This window comes from Streptomyces sp. NPDC059718, assembly GCF_042733315.1.
Classification (GTDB): domain Bacteria; phylum Actinomycetota; class Actinomycetes; order Streptomycetales; family Streptomycetaceae; genus Actinacidiphila.
Window position 1 is genome coordinate 1 of record NZ_JBHWGA010000016.1, and the last position, 15,677, is coordinate 15,677.

The 15,677-nt window shown below is 73.9% G+C and carries 13 protein-coding genes and 1 pseudogene; 8 read left to right on the forward strand and 6 right to left on the reverse strand.

Annotation, left to right across the window (positions count from 1 at the left end; all coding sequences use genetic code 11):
• From ACFV3E_RS19250 to ACFV3E_RS19265, 4 genes and pseudogenes are all read left to right on the forward strand, one after another.
• Positions 1 to 401, forward strand: a pseudogene (locus tag ACFV3E_RS19250) (hypothetical protein); the annotation flags it as partial.
• Between the two features lie 1,157 nt (positions 402 to 1,558).
• A complete protein-coding gene (locus tag ACFV3E_RS19255) occupies positions 1,559 to 2,833 on the forward strand; it encodes a hypothetical protein (RefSeq protein WP_500535699.1) in 1,275 nt (424 codons plus the stop codon).
• A gap of 168 nt (positions 2,834 to 3,001) precedes the next feature.
• Entirely contained in the window at positions 3,002 to 4,441 is a 1,440-nt protein-coding gene (locus ACFV3E_RS19260) for an MFS transporter (RefSeq protein ID WP_500535700.1), read from the forward strand.
• A 256-nt stretch (positions 4,442 to 4,697) separates the two neighbouring features.
• Positions 4,698 to 5,072 carry an RNA polymerase-binding protein RbpA gene (locus ACFV3E_RS19265; protein ID WP_499515576.1) on the forward strand — a complete coding sequence of 125 codons (375 nt, stop codon included), beginning with the start codon at positions 4,698 to 4,700 and terminating at the stop codon, positions 5,070 to 5,072.
• A 63-nt stretch (positions 5,073 to 5,135) separates the two neighbouring features.
• Here the strand turns inward: ACFV3E_RS19265 and fxsA are convergent, their stop codons facing one another.
• The 6 genes from fxsA to ACFV3E_RS19295 all read right to left on the reverse strand — a co-directional run bounded on the left by fxsA (position 5,136) and on the right by ACFV3E_RS19295 (position 12,300).
• Positions 5,136 to 5,777: an FxsA family membrane protein gene (fxsA, locus tag ACFV3E_RS19270; protein WP_500535701.1), complete on the reverse strand. Its 642-nt coding sequence runs from the start codon at positions 5,775 to 5,777 to the stop codon at positions 5,136 to 5,138.
• A 43-nt stretch (positions 5,778 to 5,820) separates the two neighbouring features.
• Positions 5,821 to 6,615, reverse strand: a complete 795-nt coding sequence (locus ACFV3E_RS19275; protein WP_500535702.1) for a polyprenol monophosphomannose synthase — start codon at positions 6,613 to 6,615, stop codon at positions 5,821 to 5,823.
• Positions 6,612 to 8,270: an apolipoprotein N-acyltransferase gene (lnt, locus tag ACFV3E_RS19280; RefSeq protein ID WP_500535703.1), complete on the reverse strand. Its 1,659-nt coding sequence runs from the start codon at positions 8,268 to 8,270 to the stop codon at positions 6,612 to 6,614. Before lnt ends, ACFV3E_RS19275 begins: the two co-directional genes overlap by 4 nt.
• 534 nt (positions 8,271 to 8,804) lie before the next feature.
• Positions 8,805 to 10,355: an amidohydrolase gene (locus ACFV3E_RS19285; protein WP_500535821.1), complete on the reverse strand. Its 1,551-nt coding sequence runs from the start codon at positions 10,353 to 10,355 to the stop codon at positions 8,805 to 8,807.
• A 204-nt stretch (positions 10,356 to 10,559) separates the two neighbouring features.
• The gene (locus ACFV3E_RS19290; protein ID WP_361803599.1) at positions 10,560 to 11,000 is read right to left on the reverse strand and encodes an Lrp/AsnC family transcriptional regulator; all 441 of its coding nucleotides are present in this window, start codon (positions 10,998 to 11,000) and stop codon (positions 10,560 to 10,562) included.
• 643 nt (positions 11,001 to 11,643) lie between these two features.
• On the reverse strand, positions 11,644 to 12,300 hold the full coding sequence (locus ACFV3E_RS19295) for a HemK2/MTQ2 family protein methyltransferase (RefSeq protein ID WP_500535704.1): 657 nt from the start codon (positions 12,298 to 12,300) through the stop codon (positions 11,644 to 11,646).
• A 124-nt stretch (positions 12,301 to 12,424) separates the two neighbouring features.
• Between ACFV3E_RS19295 and ACFV3E_RS19300 the strand changes: the two genes are divergently transcribed.
• The 4 genes from ACFV3E_RS19300 (at position 12,425) to ACFV3E_RS19315 (ending at position 15,634) form a co-directional block, all read left to right on the forward strand.
• The gene (locus ACFV3E_RS19300) at positions 12,425 to 12,886 is read left to right on the forward strand and encodes an SRPBCC family protein (RefSeq protein ID WP_499515568.1); all 462 of its coding nucleotides are present in this window, start codon (positions 12,425 to 12,427) and stop codon (positions 12,884 to 12,886) included.
• Positions 12,887 to 13,336: 450 nt separating this feature from the next.
• Positions 13,337 to 14,485: an iron-containing redox enzyme family protein gene (locus ACFV3E_RS19305; RefSeq protein ID WP_500535705.1), complete on the forward strand. Its 1,149-nt coding sequence runs from the start codon at positions 13,337 to 13,339 to the stop codon at positions 14,483 to 14,485.
• Between the two features lie 167 nt (positions 14,486 to 14,652).
• Complete coding sequence (locus ACFV3E_RS19310) at positions 14,653 to 15,534, forward strand: YhjD/YihY/BrkB family envelope integrity protein (protein ID WP_500535706.1); 882 nt, start codon at positions 14,653 to 14,655, stop codon at positions 15,532 to 15,534.
• On the forward strand, positions 15,488 to 15,634 hold the full coding sequence (locus ACFV3E_RS19315; RefSeq protein ID WP_500535707.1) for a CsbD family protein: 147 nt from the start codon (positions 15,488 to 15,490) through the stop codon (positions 15,632 to 15,634). The genes ACFV3E_RS19310 and ACFV3E_RS19315 overlap by 47 nt, the downstream gene beginning before the upstream one ends.
• The last annotated feature ends 43 nt before the right edge of the window (positions 15,635 to 15,677 follow it).

Sequence of the window (15,677 nt, forward strand, 5' to 3'; positions counted from 1 at the left end):
CCGGAGCCGACGCGGGCGGCTTCGCGGCAGGCGCAGCCGGAGGCCTCACCGGAGCCGACGCGGGCGGCTTCGCGGCAGGCGCAGCCGGAGGCCTCACCGGAGCCGACGCGGGCGGCTTCGCGGCAGGCGCAGCCGGAGGCCTCGCGGGACCCTTCGCCGGAGGCTGTGCCTTCGCGGTGGACGTGCCCTTCGCCTTCCGCTTCTTCGCGGGCGGCTGTCCCGCCTGTGCGGCGGGCGGGGTGGGCCGGGCCCGGGCCGGGGGCTGCGGCGCGCGGCCCGGCCGGCCGGGCTCGCGTGCCGCGTCCGCCGTGTGCCCGGGCACGAACGGCTGGCCGAACCAGGGGTCGGGCTGCCCGTACCAGGCGTCGGGCTGCCCGTACCAGGGCACGGGGGTGGTGTGATCCCCGGAGTTTCGCAGCATCGCAGTCCTTCAGCTCCGACCGGCAGGTCATGAGTGACAGTCCGTCATAAATGATGTTAAACCGAAGTATGCGTCAAACGCGGATGGATCAGCGCCAACCGGGCAATGTGCTCCCCACCCGATCGGGTGGCGGCGCTGCGGCAGCGGGGGCAACCCGACGCCACGTCGCCAGGACGAGCGCCCATGATGACGCCCGCGTCCTGATGAACCCTCACCAGCCGTGCACGCCGGGCCCCGACCGCCTGCGCGCGCTGGCCGCCGCCACGGGCGCCGTGTACCACGCGCGCGCCCCGTGGCCGCCGGGCTGTTTCCTGCTCGCGGACCACCCTGCGCCCGGGGCGCGGCAACGGGTGGCAGCTGCGCCGGCGGTGGACGAGCGGTTCTCCGCGGCCTGGCCAGCGGTGCCGCTCCGGTAACGGCGATGGGTGGCGTTCGTGGCGCGCGCCACGGCGTCCTTGGCCACCATGGGCCTGCTGTACGTGTGGGCGGTGGACGCGCTGGGGGGCGGGGCCGACCGCGGACCAGGGCAACCGACGGCGCCCTCTCGCAGAGCCCCCTGCCGGGCCTGGGGCCGCGCGGCTCGTACGGGGTCTGCCGTTGGTGCCGGCCCGTGCCCGCCCGCCCAGGCCAACGTCACCCCGGGGGGGCCGGGTTCACCGACGCCCGGCCCGCCCGCCCCGTGCGGTTGCCGACCCGTGGCGGACAGTCGCCTTCGCCGGGATGCGGACACCGAGGTCTTGGGAAACCTCAACCCCAGGCTGTCGCGGCGGCGACCGTGTGCGAACACCCGCAGTAAGCCGTTCTGGTGAATCTCCGTGAGATCTCAGCCGGCAAGGCGTCGTTGCTCCGAGGCATCGCACCCGTCGCGCCCCGTAGGGGCGGCGCGCTGCACACCGATGCCAAGGGTGTCGTGGTCCTGTGCCGAGCTGACATGGCGTCGCCTGATATGCCATCCGCTGAAGCATTGTCGGGCCCACCGTCGGTCACCCGTTTGACGAGCTCTTCACATTTTTCTGACGCCGCTGCGGGTATGCCTCCCCACCTGCGACAACGCTGCTCGGTCCGGAATCCTGATGCCCCGTCCGGCGCAAGGCGTATGTCGTTGCCGAGGTGCGTGAAGATCTCCGCACTCGTGCCATGGATCTCAAGGACGCGGTCGCAGTTCGTGTCGAGGGAGCCCCAATCCCTCCTGCCCCGTCCCGCAAGGAGGTTCACCCCATGCGTGGTTCACGCATTCTCGCAGCGGCATCGATGACGGTTGCCGCCGTCGTCCTGCCGGCATCAGCCGCGTTCGCGGCTCCGGACCCGAGCACCATTCCGACTGCCGCGATTCCGGGACAGGTCGTCACCGTCACTTCCGCGTCGGACAGTTGCCCCACCGGCGTGCGCGTGTTCCTCAGTGCGCCCGAGCTGGGGATCCCGAGCCCGGGGGTCCAAGTGCAGAGCCCCACCCAGACCAACCCGCCCCGTCTGAGCGCGAGCCTGACCGTTCCTCAGGGCACTCTCCCCGGCACCTACACCATCCGGGTTTCCTGCGAGGGAACCAACGGCGCAACCGGGACCACAGCCCTCCGCGTCGATGCCGTGGGCAGCGCGGCCGCCTCTCCGAGCCCGAGCGCGAACGCCAGCGAGGGCGGCAGCAGCGAGGGCGGCAGCGGCGAGGGTGGCAGTGGTGAGGGCAGCGGTCGCGGTGAGGGCGGCGGTCGCGGTGAGGGCGGCGGTCGCGGTGAGGGCGGCGGTGGCGGCCACGGCGGTGGCGGCTACGGCGGCGGCCACGGCGGCGGCGGTGGCGGCTACGGGCGCGGTCACGGCGGCTACGGCGGCGACGACCGGTGCGAGTCGTGGTGGGGCGGCGACGACAACGGTCGTGGCGGCGGCGGCGGTTACGGCGGCGGGGGCAACGACGGCGGCGGTAACGGCGGCGGCGGTTACGGCGGCGGTAACGGCGGCGGTAACGGCGGCGGCGGTAACGGCGGCGAAAGCGGCAACAACGAAAGCAACGACAGCAACAACAGCGGAAGCGACGAGAACGGGAGCGAGGACAACAAGAACAGCAACGACCTGACCGCCCAGAGCTTCGGCAGCGCGTCCGACGACGGCCGCAACATGGACGACTCGTGGGGCGGCAACGGCGGCGGCGGTGGCGGCAACAAGGGCTGCAAGGGCGGCCACGGCGGCGGCGGCGGTAACGGCGGCGGCGGTGGCGGTGGCGGTGGCGGCAACGGTGGTGGCGGCGGAGGCAACGGCGGCGGTGGGGGCGGCGGCAACGGCGGTGGCCCCGACACCGGCTTCGGCGGTTCGATGGGCATGAACACCCCGGAGACCCTGCTCGGCGCCTCGCTCCTGCTCGCCGGTGCCGGTGGCGGCGTCTACATGCTGCGTCGCCGGCGCATGAACGGCGGTCGCGCCTGACCGTCGCGGACCTCCGTGACACAGGCTGACCGTTCTGCCCCCGGGCCGCCCACGCGGCGGCCCGGGGGCAGTCCCGTGCACGGGTCGGACGGACTGGAGGCGTCCTCCGGATGAACGGAGGAATCCGGCGGACGATCCCCCTCCCCCACCCCGGCCGTGGATGGCATCATGACCGATCACATCGGCAGGGCGCACGACACGGATCGGCAGGAACCACGGGTGACCACGGGCGAGGCGCAGGGCACGGCGGTGCAGGACGGAACCGCCGCCCCGGCGCACGAGCGGCGGCGCGCACAGCGCGGCTGGTACTTCTACGACTGGGCCAACTCGGTCTTCTCCACCAGTGTGATCACGGTCTTCCTGGGGCCGTACCTCACCGACGTCGCGGAGGCCGCCGCGGGCCCGGACGGCTACGTCCACCCGCTCGGGATACCGGTCCGCGCCGGGGCGTACTTCGCGTACGTGGTCTCCGCCTCGGTGCTGCTGTCCGTGCTGGTGATGCCGCTCGCCGGGGCCGTCGCGGACCGGACCGGGCGCAAGAAGGCGCTGCTCGGGACCTTCGCGTACGTCGGCGCCGCGGCGACCACGGCGATGTTCTTCGTGACCGGGGACCGCTACCTCCTCGGCGGCGGACTTCTGATCGTCGCCAACGTGGCGTTCGCCTCGGCCATGGTCCTCTACAACGCCTTCCTGCCGGAGATCGCCGAACCCCACGAGCGGGACGCGGTCTCCTCGCGGGGCTGGGCGTTCGGATACGCGGCCGGGGCGTTGATGCTCGTCGCCAACCTGGCGCTGTTCCTCGGGCACGACGCGGTCGGCGTCTCCAAGGGCATGGCGGTCCGGATCTGCCTGGCGTCGGCCGGCCTGTGGTGGGCGGCCTTCACGCTCGTCCCGCTGATACGGCTGCGCGACACCGCGCCGGGCCGGCGGTCCGCCGGGCCGGCGGTCAAGGGCGGGGGTTCGCTCCGCCAGGGCTGGCGTCAACTCGCCGACACCTTGCGGGACATGCGCCGCCACCCGCTCACCCTCGCCTTCCTGCTGGCGTACCTCATCTACAACGACGGCATCCAGACGGTGATCTCGCAGGCCTCGCTCTACGGCTCGGAGGAGCTGGAGCTGGACGAGACGGCCCTGATCGGCGCGATCCTCCTGGTGCAGGTGCTGGCCGTGTTCGGCGCCCTGCTGCTGGGCCGGCTCGCGGCGCGGTACGGGACGCGCCGTACGGTGCTGGGCTCGCTGGTGGCGTGGACGGTGACGATCGGGGCCGGCTTCTTCCTGCCGGCCGGCGAGCCGGTGGCGTTCTACTGTCTGGCCGCGGCCATCGGGATGGTCCTGGGCGGCAGCCAGGCGCTGTCGCGCTCGCTCTTCTCGCACCTGATCCCGCGGGGCAAGGAGGCCGAGTACTACTCGGTGTACGAGGTCAGCGACCGGGGCACCAGTTGGCTGGGGCCGCTGCTGTTCGGTCTGACGTACCAGCTGACCGGGAGCTACCGGGACGCAATCGTGTCCCTGGTGGCGTTCTTCGTCATCGGGTTCGTGCTGCTGGCCAGGGTGCCGATGCGGCGGGCGGTGGCGGCCGCGGGCAATCCGGTCCCCGAGACGATTTAGTGCGGATGGGTGCGGCGCGGTAGTGTACGCCGTTGGCCGTCGGACGGACCGTTACTGCGCGCTAAAGATACCAGAACGCAGGGTGACATCTTTCGCGAGATGTGACAAAGCGGGCGTCGATGGGTACAAAAAGGGGCGGCACGACGGGCGACGCACCTCCCGGGAACGGGAATCTTCACCGCCGACCGGACGTTGACCGGATGACGACGACAGCGACACCTGTCCTGTGGGCGACACAGCCCGGGAGGCACGATTCATGAGTGAGCGAGCTCTCCGCGGCACGCGACTCGGGGCGACAAGCTACGAGACCGACCGCGGCATCGATCTGGCACCGCGCCAGACCGTTGAGTACGCATGCCGGAACGGACATCGATTCGAGATGCCGTTCTCGGTGGAGGCCGAGATCCCGCCGGAGTGGGAGTGCCGCGCCTGCGGCCAGATCGCACTCCTGGTCGACGGAGAGGGCCCGGAGGAGAAGACGAGCAAGCCCGCGCGTACGCACTGGGACATGCTCATGGAGCGGCGCACGGTCGAGGAGCTGGAGGAAGTCCTGGCCGAACGGCTGGCCGTTCTGCGCTCCGGCGCCATGAACATCGCGGTACATCCGCGCGACCACCGCAAGACCGCCTGACCGAAGGAACTGGGCCCGTGAGGGGCGGGCCCCATCAGACGTGCGCCCCGGGCGAGCGTGGCCTCAGTGCCGCGGCCCGGGGTTTTCGTCGTCCTGCTCGGGACCGTGGTCGACGACCTCGCCCTGGATCACCTTGCCGTCGGGGCGGTGGATGCGCATCTGCTCCTCGGCGGCGCGCGCCTGGGCGAAGAGATCACCCAGCGAGCCCGAGCCCGCGCCCCGCTCCCGGGCGGCGGACGCCCGGCGGTCCAGGGCGCGCGCGCCCGCCCTCGTCAGCAGGGAGCGGGTCGGCGGGAAGAGGAAGAGCAGCCCCGCCAGGTCCGAGATCAGCCCGGGCACCATCAGCAGCAGGCCGCCGATCATGATCGGCGCCGCGCCGCTGCCGCCGTTCCCGGCGCCGGAGCCCTTCGGCTCCTCCCGGTCCGGCTCCGGCCCTCCGGAGCGCATCGCATCGTTCAGCGCACGCCAGGCGCTGCGCCCGGCGTGCCGTACGGCCAGCGCCCCGCACACGAAGCCCGCCACGAGCAGCACGAGGACCGTGAGCCCGCCGGCGGCCCCGGCCACGAGGATGAGCAGCCAGATCTCCAGCAGCGCGTAGGCGGCCGCACCGAGCGGTATCCACGTCCCGGCGCGCGAACGCCGCCGCGGACGCCCGTCACCGCCCGGTTGCCGCGGTCCGGCCGGCGGCGGGGAGCTGATCGTCATACGCACCATTGTGCCTGTTCCCCGCCGGAGTCCGGAGGGCCGGTCAGCCGCGGCGCCGCCCGGACGTCAGCTGCTTCACACGGGAGCCGACGCCCCAGGCGGTGACCCGCCACAGCGCCTCGGCGACGATCTCCCGGCTCATCTTGCTGTCGCCGCGTTCCCGCTCCACGAAGGTGATGGGGACCTCGACGACGTGGAAGCCGGACTTCACCGCGCGCCAGGCGAGGTCGACCTGGAAGCAGTAGCCCTGGGAGGCCACCTCTTCCATGCCCAGGCCCAGCAGCGTCTCCTTGCGGAACGCCCGGTAGCCCCCCGTCACGTCGCGCAGGGGCACGTCGAGGAGCAGCCGCGAGTAGGTGCTGCCGCCGCGCGACAGGAACTCGCGGGACTTCGGCCAGTTGACCACCCGGCCGCCCGGGATCCAGCGGGAGCCGAGCACCACGTCGGCGCCCTTGAGCGCGGTCAGCAGACGCGGCAGCTCCTCGGGCTGGTGCGAGCCGTCGGCGTCCATCTCGACGAGCACGCCGTAGTCCCGCTCGATGCCCCAGCGGAAGCCGGCCAGGTAGGCGGCGCCCAGCCCCTCCTTGCCCTTGCGGTGCAGCACGTGGACGTGGTCGTCGGCGGCGGCCAGCTCGTCGGCGAGCTTCCCGGTGCCGTCGGGGCTGTTGTCGTCGGCGACGAGGACGTGCGCCTCGGGCACGGCCGCGCGGACCCGGGCGACGATCGGCTTGACGTTGTCGGCCTCGTTGTACGTCGGGATGATCACGAGAACCGAGCCGAGCGGCCCGAAGGCCCTCCCCTGGGCTGCGCCACGGGTGACCCCACCGCCATCGCTCACTGCTGTTCCTCCGTCTCGGTACGTCCTCGCCTGCCCAGCATGATCGCTGCGGCCCAGGACAGCAGGCCCACCATAGCGAGGGTCCATTCGGGAGCGGAGCCGACGCGGTCGGCGACGGTCAGATCGTCGCGCAGCGGCAGCCGGGCGCTGAGCACGGTCTGCGTGAACTCCTCGGTCTGCTGCTCGATCCGCCCGTCGGGGGCGACGACGGCGGTGATGCCGCTCGTCGCCGCCGTGACCACGGCGCGGCCGTGCTCGACGGCGCGCAGCCGGGACATCGCAAGTTGCTGCTCGGGCTGGCCGGTGCGGCCGTAGGTGGCGTTGTTGGTCTGGATGACCAGGGCGCGGGCGCCCGCGGTGACGGTGTCGTGGACGATCCCGTCGTACGCCACCTCGAAGCAGATGACGTCGCCGAGCTTCGCCGGGCCGATCTGCAGGACGCCGCTGCCCTTGCCCGGGTAGAAGTCGCGCGGGACCTGGTCGAGCCGCTTGATGACCTTGGTGAGCTGCTCGCGGAAGGGCACGTACTCGCCGAAGGGCACCGGGTGCTGCTTGGTGTAGTGGTCGCCGGGGCCGCTCTCCGGGTCCCAGACGATGCCCTCGTTCTGGACGTGGTCCGCGTCCGGGCCGTCGACCAGGGCGCCGACGAGTACGGGGACGCCGACGGCGCGGACCGCCTCGGTGATCAGGGCGTAGGCCTGGGGCTCGGAGAACGGGTCCATGTCGGAGGAGTTCTCCGGCCAGATCACCAGATCGGGCTTGGGCGCACGGCCCGCCTTGACGTCCTCGGCGAGCTTCAGGGTCGCCTCGACGTGGTTGTTGAGGATCTTCAGGGGCCGGCCCAGGAAGTGCATGCCCGGCTGCTGGACGTTGCCCTGCACGATGGCCACCCGGACGGTGTCGTCGGCCGCGGTGGGCACCGGCACCGCGTACCCCGCGGCGAAGGTGGCCACGGCCAGCACCGCCGCCGTCGTGGCGGGCGCGTAACGGCGCGGGCCGAAGACGACAGGGCCCCTGCGCAGCCGCCACACGGCGACCGCCGCCGCGGCCAGCAGCGAACCGCACAGCGCGACGGCGAAGGTCACCAGCGGCGCGCCGCCGAGCGCGGCGAGCGGGGTGAAGGGGGTGGCGGTGTTCGCGAAGGCCAGCCTGCCCCACGGGAAGCCGCCGAACGGCAGCCGGTCCCTGGCGAGTTCCTCCGCCACCCACAGGCAGGCGCCCCACAGCGGCCAGGCGCGCAGCCGCGACGTGACCGCCAGACCCGCGCCGAGCACGGCGACGAAGGCCGCCTCGATCACGGACAGGCCCACGACCGCGTCCCAGCCGATCACCCGCAGCCACACCAGGAGCCACACGAAGAACGGCAGTCCGAAGGCGAAGCCCAGCCACGCGCCCTGGCGGGCGGTACGGCCCCGGGTCAGCAGCGCGAGGCCCGCCACGGCCGCGACCGACAGCGGCCACACCCCGTACGGGGGGAACGCGGCCGCCAGGGCCAGGCCGCACAGCGCGGCGAGCGCCGACCGCCGCGCGTTCGCCCGCACGGCGCGCGCCGTGCGGGCGATGCGGCCGGGTGCCGGAGCGGGTGGCGGCGGCGGTTCTACGGGCGTCGCCGGCGGCGCGGCGGGGGCCGGTGCGGCGTCGGAGCGCGGTCGCAAGGTACGCGGCCTTCCTGCAGGTGGTCACTGTGTGAGAGTGACCGTACCTCCAACGGCCCTGTCCGCGGACCCCGGGCGGGCAAAGCCTCCCGCGGCGGGCGTGCGGCGCGGGAGGGGCGTGAACTGCTCGGGGCCCGGAACGCCCTTCGGGCCGACCTGGGACCCGCTGGCTGCGGATCGGCGACAAGGCCGTTGTCTACTGGGCGTCCGGGCCCCTCCCGGGTCACACCTGCCGACCGGGCGGAGCCTCTCGATGAGGCGGACCGCGTTCCGTGCCGCGAGCGCTGGACCTGGCTGCCAGTGGCGCACGCCGTACGGCGCGACGCCCCGTGGCCCAGCTGCGGCCGTCGGCGCACGGAGATCCGGTCGGACGTCCGGTGGTGGACCCGGCCGAACCTACTCGCCCCCGACCGTCGCCTGTCAACAGCCGTTTGACCTGCGCGGATTGGCCAAATCAGCAGGTCAACGCGAGGCCGGGGAAAGTTCCACGCCATCCCGACGGAGAACCGTTCGGGGGCATCGCCCGTTGACCCGTCACTCGTTCGGCCGTGCGAAGACCGTACGGCCGCCGACCACCGTGCGCAGTGCCGTCGGCAGCGGCAGCCCGGGGGTGAGTTCGGGCAGACCGGGGGTGCCGGAGCGCGGGTCGGTGGACCAGTTGGCGACCCGCTCGTCGGGGGCCTGGACCACCAGGTCACCGGCCTGCCACACCACGTAGTCCGCGGGTGCGCCGGGCATGAGGACGCCCGCATCGTCGCGGCCCACGGCGCGCCAGCCGCCGCGGGTGTGCGCGTTGAACGCGCCGCGGACGGAGATGCGGTGCTCGAGGGTCCGGTGGAAGGCGGCGGCGCGCACCGTGCCCCAGGGGTCAAGCGGTGTGACCGGGCTGTCGGAGCCGAGGGCGAGGGGCACTCCGGCCCGGGTCATGGCGGCGAACGGGTTGAGGGTGCGGGCCCGCTCGGCGCCGAGCCGCTGGGCGTACATGCCGTCCTCACCGCCCCAGGCGGCGTCGAAGGCGGGCTGCACGGAGGCGACCAGGCCCAGCTCCGCGAAGGCGGCGACGGTGTCCTCGGTCATCATCTCGGCGTGCTCGACGCGGTGCCGCAGCGCGCGCACCCGGTCCAGGCCCACCCGGCGGGCGGCCTCGCGCACCCCCTCCGCGACGGCGGCCACGGCGGCGTCACCGATCGCGTGGAAACCCGCCTGCACCCCCGCCTCGGTGCACAGGGCCACGTGGTCGGCGATCGCCGCCGCGTCCAGGTAGGCGGTGCCGCCGACGGCGGGGGCGTCGGTGTACGGGGCGTGCAGGCAGGCGGTGCGGGAGCCGATGGAGCCGTCCACGAAGAGGTCGCCGCCCGCGCCGACGGCGCCCAGGTCCCGGATCCGCTCCAGGTCCTTGGCGCCGGTCACGGCCTCGGCCCAGTAGCCGTACACGCGCGGTCCGGGCTCGGCCGCGGCCTGCCGCAGCAGCGCGGTGAGGTCGTCCTCGGAGGAGATGTCCGGGCCCGCGCACTCGTGGACGGCGCCGATGCCGAGCGAGGCGGCGTGGGCGAGTGCGGCGCGCTGCGCGGCGGCGCGCTGCGCGGGCGTGACGGCGGCGTAGGCAGCGCGCCGGACCGCGTGGTGGGCTTCGCGGGTGAGCGGCCCGTCCGGGTGGTGGCCGGCCATCGTCCCGACACCGGGGACCAAGGCCAGCAGGGCGGTGGTGACGACCGCCGAGTGGACGTCGGCGCGGGTCAGGTACAGGGGTCGGCCGCCGGTCGCCGCGTCGAGTTCCGCGCGGGTCGGCGGGCGCTGCCCCGGCCAGCGGCTCTCGTCCCAGCCGTGGCCGAGCAGCACCCGGTGGCCGGGGTTGGCCTGCGCGTACGCGGCGACCCTGGCGAGGGCGTCGGCCAGGTCGCGGGCGGGGGCCAGGTCGAGGCCGGTCAGCGCCAGGCCGGTGGCGGTGGTGTGCACATGGGCGTCGGTGAAGGCCGGGGTGACCAGCGCACCGGCGAGGTCGATCACCTCGTCGACGCCCTCGGCGAAGGACTCCGCGGCGCCCTCCGAGCCGAGCCAGGCGACCGTGCCGCCGTCGACGACCATGGCCGTCGCGAAGGGGTCGGCGGGGCTGTAGACGTTGCCGCCGCGCAGCAGCACGGTGCGGCTCGCGCCGGATCCGCTGGTGGTCGGCTCGTTCGTGGTGTGCGGCACTGGGTTTCGCCTCGCGATGTGATGTTGGGGCCCGCCCGGGCCCCGGTGGGGGCGAGGGGACGGGATGGTGCGGTGGGTCAGGGCGCCGTGGGGCGCTCAGACGCGCGGTGGGCGCGCCTCGTACGGCGTGGAGAGGACCACCGTGGTGCGGGTGGAGACCCCGGCCAGGGTGCGGATCTTCGCGAGCAGGTGCTCCAGCTCGATCGGGGTCGCCACCCGGACCTTGAGGATGTAGTTCTCCTCCCCCGCGACGCTGTGGCACGCCTCGATCTCGGGGACCTCGGCGAGCCGGTCGGCGATGTCGTCGGGTGCGCTCGGGTCGAAGGGCTTCACCGAGATGAACGCCGTCAGCGACAGCCCCACCGACTCCGGGTCCACGATCGCCGCGTACCCGCGGATCACCCCGCGCTGCTCCAGGCGCCGTACGCGCTGGTGCACCGCGGACGTGGACAGGCCGGTGGCCTTGCCCAGGTCGGTGTAGCTCATGCGCCCGTCGGCCACGAGAAGTTCCACGATCTGCCGGTCCAGCTCCTCCACAGCGCAAGAACCTACAGGGTCCCCGGACGCCGTCGGTATCCGGCCGCCCCGTCCCGGCCGGGCGCGAGCGGTGGCGCGGGGTCGACGTGCCGGGGCCGGGGTGAGCACGGCGGCGGCGCGGACGGGGAAGGGGCGCGCAGCCCGCACGGGGCGTGCGCTCGTCGCCCGCCGCCGACCGGGCGCACGGATCCGAAGCCGGCCGACCGGCCGGATCCCGTACGGGCCGCGGCCTGCCCGCGGCGGCGCCGGGGTCCCGGCCTGCGGACCGCTCCGGGCCGCCCGTGCCCGGCCGCCCAGCGGGACGACCTGACGGTGGCCCGCCGGGACGCCTTCGACTCCGTCCTCGCCGTCACCCGTGCCCGCGCCGTGGCCTGCGACGCCACGAGGCCGCCTCCGCGACACGAGCCGGCGACTGGCGCGGCTGCCAGGCGTCACCTCCGCCGACGCCCAGGCCCTTGCCAGGGCCGGACGGCTCTCCGCCCTGCGGGCCGTCCGCGTGGCGAGCTCCGGTCAGGCGCAGATGCGGACGCAGAGCAGGCACGTGTCGTCGCGCGGGTTCGCGGGTCCCAGGGCGTGCGTGAGCCGATCCCCTGCGGGCGCGGCGGGGGGCGTTGGTGCCGGGAGGTGTACCGGGACGAGGGGGTCATGGCGCACGTTCGGCACGGATCACCACCAGCTCTTCCTTCTCCTCGCCGGGCTCGATGAGCCCCTGTGCCGCCAGCCATGCCGCGCGGCGTCGCAGCAGCGGCCCGAAGGGGATGCGCCGGTGCTCGGTGACGGCGGGCCGCAGTCCGGCGCCGCCGAGCCGCTGGAGCGTGCGCTCCACGCCGCAGAGTCCGGACTGGACGAGCAGCAGGGCACCGCCGGGGAGCAACAAGGGCGGGGCTTCCGCGCAGACGCGGTCGAGCAGCGCCCGCCCGTCGGGTCCCGCGTTGCGGGCCAGGGACAGGCCCCGGCGGGCGTGGTGGGCGTGCGGGGACGGCACGTACGGGGGATTGGCGACGATCAGGTCGAAGCGGCGCCCCGCGACCGGTGCCGTGAGGTCGCCGCGCAGCACCCGTACGCGCAGGCCGTTCAGACGCGCGTTGAGCCGGGCGGCGCACACCGCACGTGCGGAGGCGTCCACCGCGGTGACGCGGGCCGCGCCCCGGGACGCCGCCGCGAGGGCGAGGACGCCGGATCCGGTGCCGAGGTCCAGCACCTCGGCACCGTCGGGCAGCGTCTCGCGGCGGAGGGCCTCGCCGAGCAGGGAGGTGTCGTCCTGGGGCCGGTACACGCCCGGTGGACACAAAAGCCACATCTCACTCCGCTACCCGAGGGCACCGCACCAAACATCGGACCCGGCCGACCACCGGATCGGGACGATTAGGCACATCCGCACCGGGAAGCCGACCCAGCGACGATTCCTCGGAAGGAGAGGACCCATGGGCACGATCAGCGAATCCGTCGACGTCGACGTCCCGCTGCACACCGCGTACAACCAGTGGACGCAGTTCGAGGAGTTCCCGAACTTCATGGAGGGCGTGGAACAGGTGACGCAGGTCGACGACCGGCACAACCACTGGGTGACGAACGTCGCCGGTGCCCGCCGGGAATTCGACACGGAGATCATCGACCAGCTGCCGGACGAGCGGGTCGCGTGGCGCACCGTCACCGGGGACGTCCGGCAGCGCGGCGTCGTGACGTTCCAGGAGCTGGACGCCTCGCACACCCGGGTCAACCTGGCCATGGAGCTCCAGACCTCCGGCCTCGCGGAGAAGGCCGCCGACGCCCTCGGCGTCGTGGACCGGCGGGCGCGGGGCGACCTGCGGCGCTTCAAGCACTTCATCGAGGAACGGGGCAGCGAGACGGGCGCGTGGCGCGGTCGTGTCGCCCCGGGCGGATGACCCCTGTGCCCGCCCCTGAGGCCTCCGCGTGCGGCCTGCCGGGTCCGGCGCGGCGCGGGCGGGGTAAGGGGGGTGCATGGGCGATGTGGACGACCGGGCGCCGGCGGGCGGCCTGACCTTCGGGGTCGAGGAGGAGTTCCTGCTGGTCGACCCGCGGACCGGACGGCTGGACCACGGCGCGGCCGCCGTCATCGCCCGGGCCTCGTGCGTGCCGCCGCCGGCGCCGGACGTCGCATTGCAGCACGAGCTGTCGGCCGCGCAGATCGAGTCGGCCACCGGTGTGGCCGCCCGCCTGCCCGAGCTGACCGGCGGGCGGCCCCCGCGCCGCCGTGGACATGCTGGTCGAGCAGACGGCGACGGACGGCCGCATGCCCCCGGCGTCAGCGGGCAGGGGCACCGGCGGACGCCCGTACGCCGACGACGTCCCCGCACCGACCCACGGAGGACCCGATGGACGCGGTCTCCGACCTTTCGACCGGTCCCCGGACCGCTGAGCCCACACCGCCCGCACCGCGCGGCCCCCTCTCCCAAGCCGTGCTCGGCGCCCTCACCCAGGGGCCGCCGGGAACCGCCCTGCCGGTGTCCACCGGGGCGGTCGAGGACGCCGATCCGTACGGCGAGGACGTACAGCTCGCACTGCACGTCTGCTACGAGCTCCACTACCGGGGTTTCGCCGGGGTGCACCCCGGCTGGGAGTGGGATCCGGGACTGCTCGCGCTGCGCGGCGCCATGGAGGGCTCCTTCGGGTCGGCCCTGCGCGCCGAGCTGCCGGCCGCCCCGGGGGGCGCCGCGGCCCGCGCGGCCCTCGACCGGGAACTGGAGGGGCTGCTGCGCGAGCCGCGCGACGGGCGCGGTGTGTCGCACTTCCTCCGCGACGAGGGCACCTGGGAGCAGTTGCGGGAGTACTTCGTGCACCGGTCGGTCTACCAGCTGAAGGAGGCCGATCCGCACGCATGGGTCATCCCGAGGCTCACCGGCCGGGCGAAGGCCGCGCTCGTGGCCGTCGAGTACGACGAGTTCGGGAGCGGGCGCGGAGAACGCGTGCACGCGCGGCTCTACGCCGACCTGCTCCGGGACGCCGGGCTGGACGCCTCCTACGGCCACTACGTGGACGCCGTACCGGCCGTCACCCTCGCCACGGTGAACCTGATCTCCTGGCTGGGCCTGCGCCGGGAACTGCGCGGGGCGCTCGTGGGGCACTTCGCGGCCGCCGAGATCTCCACCGCGCCGTCCGCCCGCCGGACGGTGGAGGCGATCGACCGGCTCGGCGGCGGTGCCGCCTGCCGGCACTTCTACGACGAGCACGTCGAGGCCGACGCGGTGCACGAGCAGGTGCTGCGTCGCGACGTCATCGGCGACCTGCTGGCCCGCGAACCGCACCTCACCGCGGACGTCCTCCTGGGGATCCGCGCCATGGCGCTGGTGGAGCGGCGCCTGGAGGAGCACCTGCTGGGCGCGTGGCGCGCCGGGCGCACCTCGCTGCGCACCGTACCGGGGCTCGCCGTGCCGTTCGGTTCGTCCGGGTCGTACGGGGAAGGTGCACCTCATGAGGCCCGGGCAGCGAGCCGCAGCGGCGTCCCGCCCGCCGAGCAGGCCTGAGCAAGGAGGACGAGCCATGCGCTCAGAACCCCTGGGAACCCGGGTGGAGACGGCACGCCTCGCGGCGGACCGCGCCCCCGTGCGCTGAGGCCCCCGCGATGGCAGGTGGGGCGGCCCGGTGGCTCCGGCATCCGTACCGGTCGTGGCGGGACTCACGGGCGGGCCGCATGTGGCACCAGGGGGGCGAACTGGAGCTGCTGCAGCGCTCCATGGGGTTCGCGGCACTCGGTCTGGTGACGCTGGTGCCGCTGCTGATCGTGGTCGCCGCGGCCCTGCCCTTCCACGGCAACGGCTTCGCGCAGTGGGTCGTGGACGGCATGGGCCTGTCGGCGCGGCCCGCGGAGGCCGTACGGGAGTTGTTCGCCGCGCCGCGCAAGGTGATCAGCTCCACGAGCGGTCTGAGCCTGCTGGCGCTGGCGCTCTTCGGGCTCTCCTTCGCGGCGTGCGTCGAGGTCGGCTACACCCGGATCTGGCAGGTGCCGCCCACTCCGTGGCACCACGTGTGGCGGCGGGCGGTGTGGCTGGCGGCGCTGACCGCGTACCTGTTCGCGGAGGCGCAGAGCGGGGTGGTGCTGGGCGGGGGGTGGCCGGACACGGTGTTCCGCGGCGGCACGGCCGTCGTGCTGGGCTTCGTCTTCTTCTGGTGGGGGCAGTACTTCCTGCTGGCCGGGCAGGTGCCGTGGGCGGCGCTGGCGCCCGGGGCCGTCGCGACGATGGTCGGCCTCATCGGGCTGCGGGTCTTCTCCTCCTTCGTGTTCTCCCCGCTGATCGTGACCAACGCCGTCTCGTACGGGGCCGTCGGCACGGTGCTGATCGTGCAGTGCTGGCTGATCGGGGTGGGTTTCGTGGTGTTCGGGGGCGCCTTGCTGGGCCGCCATCTGCAGAATCCGAGCAAATGGTTTCATCCAGGACCTTCCGGGCAGACGGAGGGGAGCGCTGATCGAGCCCTGGAAGGAGAGCCCCATGGGTGCCGAGAAGAAGGTCAAGCACACCGGCCAGAAGATGAAGGGCAAAGCGGAGGAGGCCACGGGCAAGGTGACCGGCAATGAGAGCCTGCGCATGAAGGGGAAGGCGGATCAGGTCGGCAGCGACGCCAAGCAGGCCGTGGAGAAGGGCAAGGACGCGGGCAAGGACGCCTTCGGCCGCTGACCACCCTGGTGGCCACGGACCACGGACCACGGGACCGGCGGGC

Excerpts from the sequence above, each read along its gene's own strand:
- ACFV3E_RS19255 (WP_500535699.1), top strand. The coding sequence starts at position 1,559 with ATGGATCTCAAGGACGCGGTCGCAGTTCGTGTCGAGGGAGCCCCAATC.
- ACFV3E_RS19260 (WP_500535700.1), top strand. The coding sequence starts at position 3,002 with ATGACCGATCACATCGGCAGGGCGCACGACACGGATCGGCAGGAACCA.
- ACFV3E_RS19265 (WP_499515576.1), top strand. The coding sequence starts at position 4,698 with ATGAGTGAGCGAGCTCTCCGCGGCACGCGACTCGGGGCGACAAGCTAC.
- fxsA (WP_500535701.1), bottom strand. The coding sequence starts at position 5,777 with ATGACGATCAGCTCCCCGCCGCCGGCCGGACCGCGGCAACCGGGCGGT.
- ACFV3E_RS19285 (WP_500535821.1), bottom strand. The coding sequence starts at position 10,355 with ATGGTCGTCGACGGCGGCACGGTCGCCTGGCTCGGCTCGGAGGGCGCC.
- ACFV3E_RS19295 (WP_500535704.1), bottom strand. The coding sequence starts at position 12,300 with ATGTGGCTTTTGTGTCCACCGGGCGTGTACCGGCCCCAGGACGACACC.
- ACFV3E_RS19300 (WP_499515568.1), top strand. The coding sequence starts at position 12,425 with ATGGGCACGATCAGCGAATCCGTCGACGTCGACGTCCCGCTGCACACC.
- ACFV3E_RS19305 (WP_500535705.1), top strand. The coding sequence starts at position 13,337 with ATGGACGCGGTCTCCGACCTTTCGACCGGTCCCCGGACCGCTGAGCCC.
- ACFV3E_RS19310 (WP_500535706.1), top strand. The coding sequence starts at position 14,653 with ATGTGGCACCAGGGGGGCGAACTGGAGCTGCTGCAGCGCTCCATGGGG.
- ACFV3E_RS19315 (WP_500535707.1), top strand. The coding sequence starts at position 15,488 with ATGAAGGGCAAAGCGGAGGAGGCCACGGGCAAGGTGACCGGCAATGAG.